Annotated in this window: 18 protein-coding genes; 10 read left to right on the forward strand and 8 right to left on the reverse strand. The window is 39.0% G+C overall.

Annotated features, from left to right (window positions below; translation table 11 throughout):
* Positions 1 to 21: 21 nt before the first annotated feature.
* Positions 22 to 975, reverse strand: coding sequence for a hypothetical protein (locus tag P8610_RS10010; RefSeq protein ID WP_394604263.1), 954 nt, complete (start codon positions 973 to 975; stop codon positions 22 to 24).
* A gap of 104 nt (positions 976 to 1,079) precedes the next feature.
* On the opposite strand from P8610_RS10010, the gene P8610_RS10015 reads away from it, so the two are divergent.
* Positions 1,080 to 1,577 (forward strand): hypothetical protein, encoded by a 498-nt coding sequence (locus P8610_RS10015; RefSeq protein ID WP_394604264.1) that lies wholly within the window; start codon positions 1,080 to 1,082, stop codon positions 1,575 to 1,577.
* 73 nt (positions 1,578 to 1,650) lie between these two features.
* On the opposite strand, the gene P8610_RS10020 is transcribed toward P8610_RS10015, so the two are convergent.
* The 7 genes from P8610_RS10020 to P8610_RS10050 form a co-directional block, all read right to left on the reverse strand.
* Positions 1,651 to 2,583: an ABC transporter ATP-binding protein gene (locus tag P8610_RS10020; RefSeq protein WP_394604265.1), complete on the reverse strand. Its 933-nt coding sequence runs from the start codon at positions 2,581 to 2,583 to the stop codon at positions 1,651 to 1,653.
* Positions 2,576 to 3,556: an ABC transporter ATP-binding protein gene (locus P8610_RS10025; protein WP_394604266.1), complete on the reverse strand. Its 981-nt coding sequence runs from the start codon at positions 3,554 to 3,556 to the stop codon at positions 2,576 to 2,578. The genes P8610_RS10020 and P8610_RS10025 overlap by 8 nt, the downstream gene beginning before the upstream one ends.
* Positions 3,557 to 3,571: 15 nt before the next feature.
* Entirely contained in the window at positions 3,572 to 4,507 is a 936-nt protein-coding gene (locus P8610_RS10030; protein WP_394604267.1) for a hypothetical protein, read from the reverse strand.
* Entirely contained in the window at positions 4,504 to 5,325 is an 822-nt protein-coding gene (locus P8610_RS10035) for an ABC transporter permease subunit (RefSeq protein ID WP_394604268.1), read from the reverse strand. Before P8610_RS10035 ends, P8610_RS10030 begins: the two co-directional genes overlap by 4 nt.
* Before the next feature lie 194 nt (positions 5,326 to 5,519).
* On the reverse strand, positions 5,520 to 6,317 hold the full coding sequence (locus tag P8610_RS10040; protein ID WP_394604269.1) for a CPBP family glutamic-type intramembrane protease: 798 nt from the start codon (positions 6,315 to 6,317) through the stop codon (positions 5,520 to 5,522).
* A 164-nt stretch (positions 6,318 to 6,481) separates the two neighbouring features.
* Complete coding sequence (locus tag P8610_RS10045; RefSeq protein WP_394604270.1) at positions 6,482 to 6,640, reverse strand: hypothetical protein; 159 nt, start codon at positions 6,638 to 6,640, stop codon at positions 6,482 to 6,484.
* A 54-nt stretch (positions 6,641 to 6,694) separates the two neighbouring features.
* Positions 6,695 to 7,186 (reverse strand): GNAT family N-acetyltransferase, encoded by a 492-nt coding sequence (locus tag P8610_RS10050; RefSeq protein WP_394604271.1) that lies wholly within the window; start codon positions 7,184 to 7,186, stop codon positions 6,695 to 6,697.
* 263 nt (positions 7,187 to 7,449) lie between these two features.
* Between P8610_RS10050 and P8610_RS10055 the strand changes: the two genes are divergently transcribed.
* The 9 genes from P8610_RS10055 (at position 7,450) to P8610_RS10095 (ending at position 16,891) form a co-directional block, all read left to right on the forward strand.
* The gene (locus P8610_RS10055; RefSeq protein WP_289497320.1) at positions 7,450 to 8,358 is read left to right on the forward strand and encodes a diacylglycerol kinase; all 909 of its coding nucleotides are present in this window, start codon (positions 7,450 to 7,452) and stop codon (positions 8,356 to 8,358) included.
* Between the two features lie 71 nt (positions 8,359 to 8,429).
* Positions 8,430 to 9,056 (forward strand): class I SAM-dependent methyltransferase, encoded by a 627-nt coding sequence (locus P8610_RS10060; RefSeq protein WP_394604272.1) that lies wholly within the window; start codon positions 8,430 to 8,432, stop codon positions 9,054 to 9,056.
* A 105-nt stretch (positions 9,057 to 9,161) separates the two neighbouring features.
* Positions 9,162 to 10,487 (forward strand): S8 family serine peptidase, encoded by a 1,326-nt coding sequence (locus tag P8610_RS10065; protein WP_394604273.1) that lies wholly within the window; start codon positions 9,162 to 9,164, stop codon positions 10,485 to 10,487.
* A 125-nt stretch (positions 10,488 to 10,612) separates the two neighbouring features.
* Positions 10,613 to 11,989, forward strand: a complete 1,377-nt coding sequence (gene rlmD, locus P8610_RS10070) for a 23S rRNA (uracil(1939)-C(5))-methyltransferase RlmD (protein ID WP_394604274.1) — start codon at positions 10,613 to 10,615, stop codon at positions 11,987 to 11,989.
* Between the two features lie 43 nt (positions 11,990 to 12,032).
* Positions 12,033 to 12,230: a hypothetical protein gene (locus P8610_RS10075; RefSeq protein ID WP_394604275.1), complete on the forward strand. Its 198-nt coding sequence runs from the start codon at positions 12,033 to 12,035 to the stop codon at positions 12,228 to 12,230.
* Between the two features lie 482 nt (positions 12,231 to 12,712).
* Positions 12,713 to 12,961 carry an acyl carrier protein gene (locus P8610_RS10080; protein WP_394604276.1) on the forward strand — a complete coding sequence of 83 codons (249 nt, stop codon included), beginning with the start codon at positions 12,713 to 12,715 and terminating at the stop codon, positions 12,959 to 12,961.
* Positions 12,954 to 14,348 carry an AMP-binding protein gene (locus tag P8610_RS10085; RefSeq protein ID WP_394604277.1) on the forward strand — a complete coding sequence of 465 codons (1,395 nt, stop codon included), beginning with the start codon at positions 12,954 to 12,956 and terminating at the stop codon, positions 14,346 to 14,348. The genes P8610_RS10080 and P8610_RS10085 overlap by 8 nt, the downstream gene beginning before the upstream one ends.
* Positions 14,349 to 14,461: 113 nt before the next feature.
* Entirely contained in the window at positions 14,462 to 15,913 is a 1,452-nt protein-coding gene (locus tag P8610_RS10090) for an MBOAT family O-acyltransferase (protein ID WP_394604278.1), read from the forward strand.
* A gap of 72 nt (positions 15,914 to 15,985) precedes the next feature.
* A complete protein-coding gene (locus P8610_RS10095) occupies positions 15,986 to 16,891 on the forward strand; it encodes a hypothetical protein (protein WP_394604279.1) in 906 nt (301 codons plus the stop codon).
* Positions 16,892 to 16,979: the final 88 nt, after the last annotated feature.

A 16,979-nucleotide genomic window follows, 5' to 3' on the forward strand; every position in this document is an offset into this window, starting at 1 on the left:
ATAGTCGAATCTTTTTGTTCTCTAACTACTACCGCAACCGCCTCCGCAACTGCTTCCACAGCTGCTGTCACTGCCGCTGCTGTCATGACCGCCGCCATCGTCACGATGATTGCCGCAACCACTTCCACACGCTGTCGTGTTGCCAGAGTAATAGCTGGATGCTGGACTTAATTTTCCCATGTACATCTCATATTGTTCTGAATGGTGATAAGAATAATAAAGCATTGCCCCAGCTAGTATAGGTGCACTATCAATGGAATGAGGGGACACTTTCAATCCTTTGTAGGGATCGTGTGCTTTAGAGATGCGTTTTATATCGCCTTTAATCTTCGTCAAGAGCGAATGAACCGTATCCTGATCTGCGTTTTCTCTAAAATACCTTTTTCCTAGCTCCTCAACAGATAATGTGTGCAGTTCCTGTAAAAGGCCTTGGTGGAGAGGATGTTGGAAGAAAGTACCCCATGCGATATGAGTGAAATCGGTAAACGTAAAAAGTTTAGCGTACAGAAGGTCGAACCATGCTCTTCCGTGCGGATCTGGTTCCACTGCATCATTTGGAGCGTGATGAATGTGCTCTCCGCAAAGATCAGATGAAAACTTTTCGTATTCCTTCGTATACATCAGCATCTCGTGCCAGATCTCATCGACCTTTTTACTGAACATCGGTACATTATTTAAAAGCGAGCACATGATAAAAAAACGTTGAAGTTCGTAAAAGGTGGCTTCAAAATAAGCTTCTGTAGCCTTTGAATGTTCAGCTAAATATCTTCGCTTTATTTTTTCTTTAAACTCATGAGGAAGAGCTCGCTCCATTTTTCGAACTGTTTTTTGCAGTGACAGGTCATCTCGAATTCCTAGTTGAGGCGGAAGCACCGTCATTTCTGCAACCTTTTGATAGTTCGGTTTTGTTGTGTATTTCAGCACAAGCGGAGCAATTACGGCAATCGCTATAAATAATAATATCAGTTCAAACATCGTTGGCGCCTCCTTTAACTTCTCCTACCAAACAGCTATATTCTTAATCTCTCTTTTCATGATAATATAAGATGTAATAATTGTAAAAAAGTGGGTGTTTTTTAATGACTATCATTTTGTTAGCAGGAATTGTGTTCACCATTATTCTTTTAACAAAACAAAGAGAGTTTGCTTCAGCAGGTATTGTAACGAACATTAGCGATAAGTTACAGAGAAGCAGCTTAAGTAAAAATTATTTGTTTGCCGGTGCAGCCTTGTTTGCAGCAAATGCCGCTTTGTTTGCCATTGCATTTGTAATCCTTTTCTTCATACCATACGGTTCAACTTTTGGTTTACTGTTGTGCATACCATTAAGCTTAATGACATGGCTTGTTTTTTCTGAAATTTGGAGTGGGTCTTTGAAAGACAAAATTAAGATGGCTCGAATAGGAAACTCTTTTTTTCTTTTCTTTATTGGCTGGATTATGTGGTATTACACAACGCTTGAACCAGCCTATCCAGGAGATGATCTATTTATGGCATGGATTGGTGCAGGAATTGCGGTAATTGGAAGTTTAGGTGCTATGTCGGTGAGTACGTTTGTGCTGTTAAAGAACAGATAAATCGTTGTTGCTCTTGAAAGTAGTAGATTTCCCCAAGTACAAAAAAAGGCTAGCCCGCGCCAGCCCTCCACTTTTAAATAAAACTCACCTGTTTTTCAGTATTCTCAATCTCAAAATCTTTAATGTTGATCATATTTGCTGATACATAATGATCGTTCCCGACGTGTACCAGCTGAGGGGGATATAGCGGCTTCTCAGGCAATATGATCGGCTCACGATATGGGTTTCGCCGCTCTGGATCGGCAACAGGGATAGAAGCGAGCAGTGATTTTGTATAGGGATGTATCGGGTTGCGATACAACTCCTCTTTTGGAGCTAATTCGATTAAATGGCCCAGATACATAACGGCAACACGATCACTCATATAATGAACCACACTTAAGTCGTGCGAGATGAACAAGCAAGTTAGATTCATCTCTGTCTGCAGATCTTTTAATAGATTAAGAACTTGAGCTTGAACGGAGACATCCAAAGCGGACACAGGCTCATCTGCAATAATAAACTTTGGCTCTAGCATCAGGGCTCGTGCAATGCCCACCCTTTGGCGCTGACCTCCTGAAAATTCGTGAATTCTTTTCTGATAAGAGGTTCGCGGCAGTCCCACTCTTTCAAGCATTCTGTAAGCCTTCTCTGTTCGTTCTTTTTTTGTCCCCATCTTTTGAATGCGTAACGGTTCTTCGATAATCTCTCCAACAGTTAAACGGGGGCTCAAAGACTCATATGGATCTTGAAATATCATTTGCATGTCTTTCCTGTATGGTCTGATCTCTTTTTGATTCAATGTTGTGATTTCTTTGCCATTAAACCAGATATTGCCGTGTTCTGGTTTATACAGCTGCATAAGGGTACGGCCAAGAGTAGTCTTTCCTGATCCCGATTCTCCTACGATTCCGAGCGTTTCACCTCTGTTAATATCAAAAGATACTCCATCAACCGCCTTTTGTATGCCCGTTCTGTCTGTAAAATATTTTGAGAGATTCTGCACTCTAACAAATGGATTATCCAATCAGGCTCACCTTACTTTCATCAAAAAAACGGACATAATGAAGCGGCTCGACCTCAACTAAAGAGGATGGTTCATCAAAGGATTTACTTTCATACGTATATTTTTCTGGAGCAAATCTTCTTCCATCATATCCGGTATCTTCAAAAGTATAATCCTGAATGCTTTTTAAACGTTCCTGACCAAGTTCCGGATTTGGAATGCTACCAATTAAAGCTTTTGTATATGGGTGAAGAGGGTTTTTAAATAGTGTATAAACATCAGCAGATTCCACGATATGTCCGCCAAGCATCACGTAAACCCAGTCAGCGTACTCAGCAACGACACCAAAATCGTGTGTAATCAGTAAAACAGAGGCATTTGAATCCGTTTTATATTTATCGATTAAATTGAGCACTTGTCTTTGGATCGTTACATCTAGTGAAGTCGTTGGTTCATCGGCAATGATAAGCTGAGGCTTGCACGATATAGCCATGGCGATTAATATCCTCTGCTTCATACCTCCCGAAAGCTGACTGGGATATTGATTATAAGTATGTGAAGGATTACTGAAACCAACCTGCTGCAGCAGCTGAAGAGCTTCTGTTTTTAAATCCGCCTTCGGAATAAGCTTGTGATATTTAAGTCCTTCTGTAATTTGTTCGCCAACCTTCATACTTGGATTAAGAGAAGCGATCGCATCCTGGAAAATCATCGAGATTTCATTGCCTCTTATTTTGCGCATCTCTTTTTCTGATTGATGCAGCAAATTAATGCCGTTAAAAGTAATAGATCCATTTTCAATTTTGCCGAGAGAAGGCAAAAGGCGTAAGACGGAAAGGGAGGTAATGCTTTTGCCTGAACCAGATTCTCCGATAAGGGCAACGGTCTGTCTTTTTTCAATATGAAGGCTAACATCACTGACAGCGGTTATTTTATTTTTGTGCTGGTGAAAAGAAACACTTAAATTCTTGATTTGTAATAGACGCTGATCCATATTCTGCACCTCTCTTTACGACTTATAGATATCTGCATAATTTTTGATGCCATTAATAATCAAATTAAGGGCAAGTATGGTTACTGCAAAGAAAGCAAGTGGGATTAAAATAATCCAAGGCGCGGCTTGTAGTTTGGTATAAGACGTTCCTATGATCCCGGCCCATTCACCAGCTAATGGGATGATCACTAGGATAGGGTCGAGGTGATCGCCCAGTACCAATGTTTCTGACCCGCCAATGAATATAGCTAGAACTCCTAAATGTGCCAAGAGGATTAAGGTCTGTATCATTTGCTGCGCAAATAGAAGAGTCAATTTTGTCAAAAGCTCAGGAAGGACATGCTTATAATACACATATGTTTTTCCAGAACCCATCGCAAAGGTGTTGATAATATAATCCTTGTTTAGGATTGTTTTGATTTCTTTTGTAAAAGTAGATACTAGTGGAGGTACACCAATTCCAATTAAAATCAGACATTGAATCATAATTAATTTCATAGAACTCATCGGGGCAAAGTTAAGTCTCATAGTCAGTGAAGTCAAAAATAAATATGCCAGAATAGTAGTAGGAATATACAAGGTTGCTTGGACGATATCATTCAAAAAAGTAAAGTTGGATTTTGGATTAATTAGTACGATTCCAACAGAAATAAAAATCCTGAAAAAAGCAATGCCCACTGCAATAAGAATTGTATATTTTGCCCCATCTATAATCTGATAAAACAGCTGTTTGCCATACAGGTCTGTTCCAAAAGGAGGAACCTGTGAAGGGGAGAAAGGTATGAATGCTGTGATGTTTCCATCATCGTCATATAAAAAATCTATCTTTTCCAGTGATTCAGCTTTATCTACTTCTAATACATTGGGCCAAGTAAAACTAAAAACTAATAGACTAAGAATAAAGAGCAGACCTATGATGAACTGAGGCTGCCTTATCAGTTTCAAAATCATGCAGCATCCTCCCCCATGGATTTTGTATTTTCAGAAACGGTATTGCTTTCCACAAATTCAAACAGCAAAGAAAAAGGCAGGGCAATGATAAGAGCTGTTCCCATAAATGCAACACCCTTCGTATTCAGTAACAAATACATAATTCCGTTTAAATTAAAAACAAACTCCACGATAAATAGATTTGATAGCATAAAAACAAAAATGGTTTTTGAATATTGGAAAAGGCTAGTAATGATGTTTATGAATACATGCTTTAACGTAATATAAAGACGGCCAAGCCCCATGGCTCTGGCTACGGTTACATAGAGCTTGTGCTGTTCTTCTTGCATTAATAAAAAGGTAATTTTAAATAGCTGAATAGCAGGCAGTATTGAAAGCACCAGAATAGGCATTAAATAAATAGGATTACTGAAATCATTGTAAAAATATATGACTATACCAGTCTTCTTATAGATGTATACAATAGACACTTGTAATGCAACTACTATGAAAAGATCCGGCAATGATTCTAATAACGTTAAAAAACCGACAATTGCTCGCTGTAGAAACCGTGGAAGCAATGTAGCAATGAAAGTAAGGACCAGGGCAAAAACTAACCCGATCAGCAATGCACTGAAAAAAATCGTCATTGAGTATTGATACTTATCAATAATATCTGGAAAAATTAAATACTTAGTTCCTGAAATGTAATATTCCCATACCCTTTCCTGAAGATGAGTGTTTACGCCGAACAAAAGTGCAGGTAGAACACTGATGATTAAGATGCCAAGTATTATAGATCTTAGGCGTTTTAAATAACTTCGAAAAGAAAACCTCATGCCACACCTCTCTCTAAAGTATTAATTAGATAATTTAGACTTTGTAATAAGTATAAATCACTTGACATTTTTTGGAATTAAATATGTATTAATTTTCCAAAGATGTCTCGTTATTTTATTTGACGTACAACATGCGTAGAATTCTTCAAGTAGTAAAAAAAATACTGGAGAATCTCCAGTATTTTAAAAAGTGATTATATTAGCTTTAGTAAAGGCAGCAGTACCATCTGTGTTATGATATGCACCATCATATGGGCGACTATCGCGTATTCCAATCCTTTTTTCCAATACAGAAACCCGAACAAAATACCAAGAACACCGTTTAGAACCAATGCCCGAGTTATGATAAGAGAATTGAGATCTCCGTAAATTGCCTCGGTTGCAGGCAGATGGCCAGCTCCGAAGAGAAGTGCGGCTAAGGTGATTCCAATCCAATAAAAGGACGTGGGGACGGAATCCTTCCGCTTTTTAAAAATAAATGATAACAGCCAAATGATCAGCGTCATCAGGAATAGACGGATAAATACTTCTTCAATGATACCTCCGTAAAAAACACCGCCCAGTACGGCTTTCCACCAAACCACGCTTTCGCCTGTTCCGATCTTAGGAAGGTACGGCTGAAAGAGCAATAAATCCATGATTACTAGAAAAATAGCACCGATTGCCCCTCCGATAACAGCTAGTTTTACGGCTGAACGGTCAACAGCAGGCTTCGTTTTTTCAATAAGCCACGCCTGCAGCAGCGGAAGAGATAGTCCTGTCCGCTCAGTAAGTTTTAAGCCGATCCATCCTAAAACTGTTGTCATTATTCCGAGCTGCAGAGACATCATCGTAATCATGATCGGAATCGAGACCGGTATCTCGCTTATGATTTTTTTGTATTCTGCTTCACCAAGTGTAGTTCTCATTAATTCCATTTGGTAAGGCACAACAAAAGCCCCGGCGATTATACCGAGCAATCCAAGAAATAATGCGATATTTAAATGTTTCATCTAATAACCCCCATGTATCTATTCAATTTTTAAATATCTTTCTATAACCAATGTATGCCTTCTATAAGAAATTCTTTCGAAGGATTGGAGTGTGTTGTAAGTATTATAATCCATACTCTCTTCAGTTTTTCAGCGTGAAAAAAGACAGGATCGGCATCCTGTCTTTAAAATCCTGCTCCGCCACCGCCAGAATGGTGATTTAGCTGTAAAAAGTTCCAGGCAACAGCATTGTATCTCTTATACCTTTGTTTCGTACGCCAATGTACAACTCCAAAAAGCAAACGGACCGTAGCGAGTGCTGACAAAATAAATACCCAAAACATTTAAAAACACCCTCTATTTATAGTCGTGCACTGGTTAATCTATGGATGTAGTCATTAGATATGCTTATAAAGCAGTAAATCGTCTATAAACTGACCATTTAAATGAAATTCTCCAACAAGTCGTCCTTGCTCTAAATAGCCGCATTTTTTGTAAAAGTGTATTGCCTTTTCATTCGTTGATAAAACCCGCAGTGACAGCTTTGTTTTGCCATTATCTTTTGCTGATTTTTCAACAGCCAGCATAAGCTCTGTTCCGATGTTCTGCCCATGAAAATCGGGATGAACAGCAAGTGCGACGTCTGCAACATGCAGATTGGACGGGATGGGGAATACATCTTTGTAAAAGATATAGCCGCACACTCTTCCGCTGCAGCGTGCAACAATTTGACTGCCTGCAGGAAACTGCCGTCCGTAATCCTGTGGAGAATCCCATCGGATATTAGGAGCAGGTGTGGTCTGTTCATTCCAAACAAGATGATCTATTTCAACCAAACCTGCGTAATCATCTGGGGTTGATAGTGAAATTTCTAACGTGAGTTTTTCCATCGTACACTCTCCTCTAAATAGAAAGTTCCCTATTGAGAGGAGAAATTCCTTTAAGGGGTCTGTCCCGGGACAGACCCCCTACAATTTAGACACAATTTTAACACATACTGGCATATTCCTTCTTTGCAATTTCAGACACGTATTACTATAATATAAGAGGAATCGGCAGAAGCAGTCCAAGTACGGGCTGTTTTTTGTGGTTATACAGGAAATAGATTTAGGTTAAAACGTTATAGAGAAGTCACATAATGAAGGTGAAAGATATGAAACGAGCAAGACTGATATATAATCCAAGTTCCGGAAGAGAAACAGTTAAGAAACAGCTTCCATATATACTCGACAGACTAGAGAATGCAGGCTATGAAACATCTTGTCATGCAACAACACCAGAAGATGGATGCGCTACACGTGCGGCGCGCTCAGCAGGAGAAAGAGGTTTTGACCTAGTTATTGCAGCTGGTGGAGACGGCACAATCTATGAAGTGGTAAACGGACTTGCAGGTCTTGAACAACGTCCGATGCTTGGAATTATTCCAGCAGGTACAACAAATGACTTCGCGCGTGCAGTAGGCGTTCCGCGTACCATTGAAGGCGCATGTGACGTTCTTTGCGGGGGAGTTCATATGCCGGTAGATATCGGTAAAGTAAATGAAAAGTTCTTCATTAACATCGCCGGTGGCGGACGTATTACAGAGCTTACCTATGAAGTTCCTAGTAAGCTCAAAACGATGATTGGTCAACTGGCTTATTTCTTAAAAGGGATTGAGATGCTTCCATCAATTCGTCCTACATATGTAGAGATTGAGTTTGATGATAAAGAGAAATATGAAGGCGAGATCATGCTTTTCTTAGTAGCAAACACAAATTCTGTTGGGGGCTTTGAAAAGCTTGCACCATCATCTGAATTCCATGACGGTCTTTTTGATGTTATCATTTTAAAGAAAACAAACTTGGCCGAGTTTGTCCGTATTGCTTCTCTTGCGATACGAGGCGAGCACATTCACGATGATCACGTGATTTATAAAAAAGCGAAGCGTGTTAAAGTAACGCCTCGCGAAAAGATGCAGATCAACTTAGATGGAGAATTAGGCGGCATCTTGCCTGGTGAGTTTGAAAACTTGCACCATCACTTTGAATTATTAGTTCCTAAAGATCGAATCAAACCAGAATAAATGCAAACGAGATCGAACACCTAAGGCAATGAAAAGCTGAAGGTGTTCTTTTTTTATGGGGGGGAATACAGGTGAAGAACAGTACAAACGTTACGAAATATAAGGTGCTTGCACCACTTTATGATATGTTCATGGGTAACCGCTTATTTCGAAAAGCACGTCAGCAAGCTTTTTCAGAAATTCGTATAAATAGAGGAGACTCGCTTCTTTTAGTAGGGGTTGGTACAGGAGAGGATTTTGCTTTCCTTCCACACCATGCTTCAATAACCGGCATCGATCTTTCTCATGATATGTTAAAAATTGCCGAAACGAAAAAGGGGCATCGGGACATAAATCTTCTGCAAATGAATGCAGAAACGATGGTTTTTAACCAAAAGTTTAATGTTATCGTCTTAAACTTAATCTTAAGTGTCGTTGAGCATCCTGAAAAAGTACTAGAGAAAAGCTTGAAGTATTTAGAGTACGGAGGAACACTTTTAATATTTGATAAATTCGTAGAATCCAATAAAAAGCCAAACTTGCTAAGAAGGGGATTAAACATAGTTACGTCAGTGGTCGGCACTGACATAAATCGCGATTTTAATGCAATAAAAAATGATCTGCCTATTGAAATACATAAACAGTATCATACGGTATATGGGTTGTATACAATCATAGTGGCTCGTGAAAAGTATACAACTAACGATATACCAGAATAGTCCATTAACAGTACCTGGATTTATCCCTTTGCAGGATTGTCTTATCCTTTATTATGTTAGAAAATTAAAACAATTCATAATTTAGGAAGCGGAGGGGTTTGAATCATGAAAAAATTTCTATCAATGTGTTTAACGGTGATGCTTGCCGCTGCATTTTTTTTACCGCAGCAAAATGCTAAAGCCGCTGCTGGGTTAGAGGTAGATCAAGAGCTTACTAAGGTACTTGGCGATCTTACATCTAACGCGCTCGTCGAAGCGGTGGTTACGTACGATACGCTCCCAAGCTCAGGTGATGTATTAGCGTTAAAAAATCTGGGGCTTGAAACAAAAACGTTCAGCAAACTGCCTATGGTTGCTGTTAAAGGGACGAAGCTGGAGTTAACTTCTCTTTTATCAAGCAGCTTAAATGCGAAATCGGTCTACTACAACAAAGATTTAAACTTCTTAATGAAAGACAGCAGAAAGTTAATTGGGGCAGAACGTGTATGGGAAGAGTTAGGATACACAGGTAAAGGCACAACAGTTGCTGTCATTGACAGCGGTATTGATGCAACACATGCTGATCTCCCTTTTGGTGAAGAAAAAGTCATTCAAAATGTAAAGTTTCTAGCAGGAGATTTGTTCTCAAATGAGCCATTGTATCTTGAGAATGTTCAAAATACAGATACTTCGTCGGGCCATGGTACACATGTTGCTGGTACCATTGCAGGACTCGGAACAGCGAGTGAAGGTTTATACAAAGGTATTGCACCAGATGCAAAGCTCGTTGGCCTTAGTACAGGAGAAGGAATCAATATCTTCTGGGCACTTGAAGCATTCAACTATGTGCTAGAAAATCATGAGAAATACGGAATTAATGTTATCTCAAACAGCTGGGGAACAACAGGTGATTACTCAGAGAACGATCCGATTAACGTTGCAAGTAAAGCGGCGCATGACGCTGGAATGGTCGTAACGTTTGCGGCAGGTAATGAAGGACCGGACGATAACACATTAAATCCATACTCAGCAGCACCTTGGGTTATATCAGTTGCTGCAGGTACGAAAGATAAGCAGCTAGCAGACTTTTCATCCCGCGGGGTAGAAGGTGATAATTTGCTTCACCCGGATATTACAGCACCAGGAGTGGACATCGTTTCAACAAAATCAAAAACTGGCGTGGTTATGAACGCACTTGGTTCAGTAACAGATGCAGAATATATTGCGCCGGAACACCTTGCAAATTACACAACCGCAAGCGGTACAAGCATGGCTACCCCTCACATTTCGGGTGTTGCAGCACTAATGCTTGAAGCGAACTCGAACTTAACACCGGATCAAGTTCTACAAATATTAGAATCAACAGCTGATCCAATGGCAGGATACAAGCTTCATGAAGTTGGAGCAGGATACGTGAATGCGTATGAAGCGGTAAAGGCAGCAGGTAACTAAATAGATACTAAGAACAAGAACAGGCCTACTACCTAGGTCTGTTCTTTTTACATATTGCCATTTGGTGTCCACTAACAGTTATGCTACAATCAGTAAAGCATAAGTGACAAAAAGGGACGATGACAATGACAAAGGCTGATTTGCCTGTTCATAAAAATGAGAGTTATGAAGTAGATATTGTAGATTTAACCCATGAGGGAGCGGGAGTAGCTCGTGTAAATGGGTTTACTTTGTTTGTGCCAAATACACTACCTGGAGAGCGTGCGAAGATTAAGGTTGTTGGGGTGAAAAAAGGATTTGGTTTTGGACGTTTAGAAGAATTGATTGAAGAAAGCACCGAACGTGTTGAACCGCCTTGCCCGATCTATAAATGGTGTGGAGGCTGTCAGCTGCAGCACTTATCATATGAAGGCCAGTTAGAGTACAAACGCAAGCAAGTAGAAGATGTGCTCACACGAATCGGAAAACTGGAGGGAGTACACGTGCTGCCAACACTTGGCATGGGTGACGAACCTTGGCGCTATCGCAACAAAGCGCAAGTACCTGTTGGTGAACGTAACGGACGAATCATCACAGGGTTTTACCAAAAGCGAAGCCATGAGATCGTAGAGATGGATAGCTGCATCATTACAGGTGATACGAACGATGATGCCGTTCAAGCGGTAAAAGAAATCGTAAACAAGTACAGTATAACTGCGTATAACGAAGAAAAACATAAAGGTATCTTGCGTCATATTATCGCTCGATACGGTAAAACGACAGGCGATTTGATGATTGTACTTGTAACAAACGGAAAAGATTTGCCACAGCGTAAAAAGATTATTGAAGATATTCGTGAAGCACTGCCAGAGATAAAATCAATCGTGCAGAACGTCAACTCAAAACGCACGAACGTGATTTTTGGTGAAGAAACAAGAGTACTCTGGGGAGCGGAGTACATCTATGACTTTATCGGTGACATCAAGTTTGCCATTTCAGCTCGCTCGTTTTATCAGATTAACCCTGACCAAACAAAGGTGCTTTATGACAAAGCGTTACAGTACGCTGAGCTGAATGGAGACGAAACAGTCATTGATGCGTATTGTGGAATTGGAACGATATCACTTTTCCTCGCTCAGCAAGCAAAGAAAGTGTATGGTGTTGAAATCGTTCCGGAAGCGATAGAAGATGCGCGACGCAATGCCGAGCTGAACAACATTACAAACGCTGAGTTTGCCGTTGGAAAATCAGAAGACGTAATTCCTGAGTGGAAGAAACAAGGTATCACGCCAGATGTAATCGTCGTCGATCCACCGCGAAAAGGCTGTGATGAGGAGCTTTTAAAAACCATCATCGAAATGAAGCCAAAGCGTGTTGTGTATGTGAGCTGCAATCCGTCAACACTGGCACGTGATCTGCGCATTTTAGAAGATGGCGGATTCAAAACGCAGAAAGTTCAGCCGGTTGATATGTTTCCGCAGACGACACATGTGGAAGCAGTTGCGCTGCTCGAGTTAGAATAACCCGCTTTTTCATATTGAAAATCCGAATGCGGCGGTTTGTTATATGGATGCAAATAAAAAATGGCTTTCTATTCCTAAAGAAATAAGAAGCCGCCTTAAAAATAATGTTTACTGTTCGAATTGTAAGGATGCCGTAGAGATTAAAAATTTTACGGTAGAGGACGATGATTTTGGCATTGTACTTAAGGGAAAGTGTCAGCAGTGCGGACAAGAAGTGGCAAGATTAATTGAAAATGAGTAGTGATAATAACAGTGAGTGAGCCTTCATGAGGGCTCACTTTATTTTTTGTTTTTATGTATCCTTGTTGGCAGCCTGTGGATGTGAAGAGTTATTGCTGAAAGTTTGTTCAATTCACTGAGGATTTAATTGGTGTGACGAGAAAAGTAACTTAGAAGGGAGGATACCGAATTTTAACAGTTGGCCAGTTATTGTTTTTCAAAAGGCGATATGCTAGAATCATGCTTGGGAATGATAATTATTATCAATAAGAGTTTTAAAATGTAATAATAATCGTGTCTCGATTTAAATTTGATGTACTGGTTGTAAAGTTGCCCATTATAACTTCTGCAAGCCAGACTCTATGACTACTTAAGAAGACAAGCTAAAGTTAGTATTTTTGACAGAAAAACCATAATCTCCGAAGAGACTGGAAGATTGTTAGATATATAGAAATTGTTTTTTCCCAAAATGCAGAGTCAGTCATTATGGAAAGGGTGTAAATGATGAGAAACCTCGAAAAATATAGAAATGCTTTTATTAATGTGTTGGAACTAGAGGAAGATGAAGTAGTTGAGAATTTAGTATTAGCAGAATCAGCAGAATGGGATTCAATTGCCCATATGGGGCTAATTTGTGAGATTGAGGATGTATTTGATGTCTCATTAGACTCAGAATGGATGACTGAGTTCAATTCTTACCAGTCGGGAATTGAGCTATTGGAACGTTTGGGAGTGGACTTTATTAATGAATAGCTTTAAAAAAATGGAGCAGTTTGGAAACCGCATCGCTGTATATGCTGACCGAGAATATTCTTACTCTGAAATGGTAGAAATATCTGATGCAATCTGCGGTGATGTGGGTGAAAGAACGCTCGTTTTTTGTTTGTGTTCAAATAATAAAGAGTCTTTATTTGGCTACGTGGGCTTTATTAGAGGTGGCGTTGTGCCCGTGCTTTTGGATGCATCCATTCATATGGATCGGTTACGCAGACTGATTCACCTTTATAAGCCAGCATACATCTGGGCGAGTAGTGAGAATCAAGATCTATTAAAAACAATGGATCGTTCATTTGTATATGGAGATTACACATTATATAAATGTCCGACCAATTTTCAACATAATCTTCATGAACATCTTGCCCTCCTCTTAACAACCTCTGGAAGTACGGGGAGCCCCAAATTTGTTCGTTTAAGCTATGAAAATATTTATGAAAACGCTAAATCAATAGCAAAGTACCTTGATATCAATGAAAACGAAAAACCGATCACCACACTACCAATGAATTACTCTTACGGGCTTTCTATTATTAACAGCCATTTCATATGTGGAGCCACCGTCGTTGTAACGGGGGAATCTATCATGAGTAAGGAGTTTTGGAATTTATGTAAGGAACAGCAAGTCACAACTTTTGGTGGAGTTCCTTTTGTGTATGAGATGCTTGACAGGCTGAAGTTTGAAGAGCTTAGTCTTCCAAGTTTAAAAAAACTAACTCAAGCAGGTGGGAAATTGAGCGAAACTCTATCCCGCAAATTTGCTGATGTGTGTAATCAGAAAGGGATTCAGTTTTTTACAATGTACGGTCAAACTGAGGCGACAGCGCGGATGACCTATTTACCATATGAAAAAAACTATGAAAAAGCGGGAAGTATTGGTATCGCTATTCCAGGTGGAGAGCTGATCCTTCAAGATGACAAGGGAAACAATATTACAGCACCTCATTTGATAGGCGAATTGATATACAAAGGGCCGAATGTTTCCTTAGGGTATGCTGAGTCGTTATTCGATCTTTCGAAAAAAGACGAGAATCATGGTGTTTTGCGTACGGGAGATATGGCTTACTTTGATGAGGATGGGTATTTCTTTATATCGGGACGCATCAAAAGAATGATTAAAGTGTATGGAAACCGCATCAGCCTTGATGATGTAGAAGCATTTTTACATGAGCATGGCCACAATTGTATCTGTGCTGGAACGGATGACCAAATGTATATCTACACATTAAGAGATGATTATGTTCAGATAAAAAAAATAGTAAAGGAAAAATTAAACTTAAAGGGCTTTAAAATTATGAGAATTGAGGAAATTCCACGTAATCATTTTGGGAAAATCCTCTATTCAAACCTTCCTAAACTTGGCTAATTTATAGTCGGTGATCTCTATGGCCGACCACCATCTTTTCAACGTGTTGCAATGCCATTTGTGCAGTTTATTTATCAGAAAAATTATAAGTTGATTTATTATCAGGTGATTGGATGACTTTTATATCAATTGAGTTTCTTCTATTTCTCGTAATAACCGTTTTTTTGAATTATTTACTCCCCCATCGATTGAGATGGGTTCTTTTATTGGTTGCAAGTTATGTTTTTTACGCTAGTTTAAGTATTCAATTTATACTTTTACTCTTAATTAGCACAGCTTTTACTTATTTTACTGGAATCTTCATTGAAAAACAGGAGACAAAAAAACAGAAGAAAAAAGCCATGGTCTTTGGTATTTCTGTATTGTTGTTTTTTCTTGGTTGGTTTAAATATTTAAATTTTGTGAATGAATCGCTTCGGTCGATGGCAACTTTCATGGGTTGGAATTATTCGATACCCTACCAAGAGATTGTTCTGCCATTAGCCATTTCATTTTATACATTTCAGGCTGTAAGTTATCTTGTGGATATTTTCTATGGAAAGCAAAAAGCTGAAAGACATTACGGGTATTTTTCGGTCTATTTTGCATTTTTTCCACAACTGGTTGCAGGGCCGATTGAACGTGCCAAAAAATTAATTCCACAATTGAAAGTCGAACAGCGTTTAAGCTATGAAGATTTAGTATATGGAATGAAGAGAATTGCATGGGGTTTCTTTAAAAAGACATTGATTGCAGATCGACTAGCTCCAATCGTTGCTAGTGTTTACGATAGTCCTAACCCGTCTGGTTCTGAAATCGTACTAGCTACTATATTATTCTCGATACAGTTATACGCTGATTTTTCAGCATGCAGTGACATTGCCATCGGTAGCGCAAGAATGCTGGGGATAAATTTAACAGAAAACTTTAAACAGCCGCACTTTGCCGTTTCAATTTCAGATTTTTGGAGCAGATGGCATATAACGCTCTCCACATGGCTTAGGGACTATATTTTTTTCCCGTTATGTAAGAGGAAAAAGAAGAGAAGTGAAATTTATTTTGCCATTGTGATTACTTTTTTAGTAAGCGGCATTTGGCACGGAGCAGCTTGGACTTTTGTATTATGGGGTCTCATTCATGGGTTTTATCGCGTGTTTGGAGATGCAACAAAATCTTATCGTGAAAGTATGGCTTCGTTTATTAGATTGGATAGAATACCAGCGCTCCATAGGTGGTTAAAAATTGCAATAACCTTCCTGCTCGTTTGCTTTTCCAGAGTTTTTTTTCGATCGGATACCGTCGCACAAGCATTTGATCATGCAAAACTTTTCTTAAGCATCAGCTCTTGGAGCCCGGTGGGTATGATTAAAGCTTTTGAGATTTTTCCGTTATTTGATCTGCTACTTTTCATTTTTTTCTTTATTATTCTACAACTGTTTCAATATATAGAAAGAAACAATGGTTCTACATGGGAATTTCTATCAAAGCGCTCCACATTTACTAGGTTGGCATTTTATATTTTTCTTATTTTTTCAGTTCTTGTATTAGGTGTTACAGGTGATGGATTTGTTTATGGTGGATTTTGATACAAATACAACTTCCATGTGTAGTTTAGGTGAAGATTTGATAAAAGAAACACGGTGTTGAAAGGATTTGCTATGGTACGTTTATTCATCAAGTTAACAATTATCATCGGTGTTGTGATTCTGCTTTTTATGCCTATCAATCAATTTGTTAAGGATTCATATGATTACAATATTGACCATGACATACTGGCATTTAAGAAAGAACCACATCCTGTTGATATCATCAATCTAGGTGCATCTCATTCAATGTATGGTTATTATTTTAAGCCCACTGGTCTGTCCCATCTGGACTTAGCGCTTCCTTCTCAGACCATTCAATACGACTCTAATTTGTTGAAAGAGTATGGTGAGCATCTTAAACCTGGTGGTGTAGTTCTCGTTTCAATCTCTCAAATGACTTTCGCCAATACTGAGGCTAAGAACATTGGGAACTATTATAGAGTTTTGGATCGAAGTGATATTGAACCGTATAATATGGTTGATTATTACACTTACTTGAACTTACCTGGGACAAATACTGCCAGTCTTAGCTCGGCAATCACGGGTAAACTAAAAGACTTAAGATGGAATTCTCATCAACCTTGGTCAAATAATGGTAAAGATTATTCGGAAAGAAAGTATGAAAAAATAGAAGAACAGTACCGGGAAGCAGTAGAAAACAATAACATCGAACCAAATGTAAAGCAGTTAGAAGAAATTGTAGATTATTGCAGCGATAAAGGCTACCAAGTCGTGTTGACCATGGAGCCCGTTCATCAGTCTTATCAAGAACATTTCAATGAAGAAGTAATGAATAGACTTGTTTTTCAGCATTTAGAAGCTCTAAATTTAGATGTTCCATTTTTAAATTATATGAGTGATCAAAGAATCGTAAACAATAAAGAATATTTTATCGATCCCGACCATTTAAACAGTGAGGGAAGAAAAAAGTTCTCTTGGATCGTATACGAGGAACTGAAGAGATTGGGCTATTTATGAAAGGTTTAAATTACCGAACTAATTAGAGTTAAATCATACATGAAAGCATTTAGTGCAGGGCCGAATGGAGGTCATGTCGTTTTATCTT

Origin of the sequence: Fictibacillus sp. UD (assembly GCF_043558025.1) — a bacterium.
Classification (GTDB): Bacteria; Bacillota; Bacilli; order Bacillales; family Fictibacillaceae; genus Fictibacillus.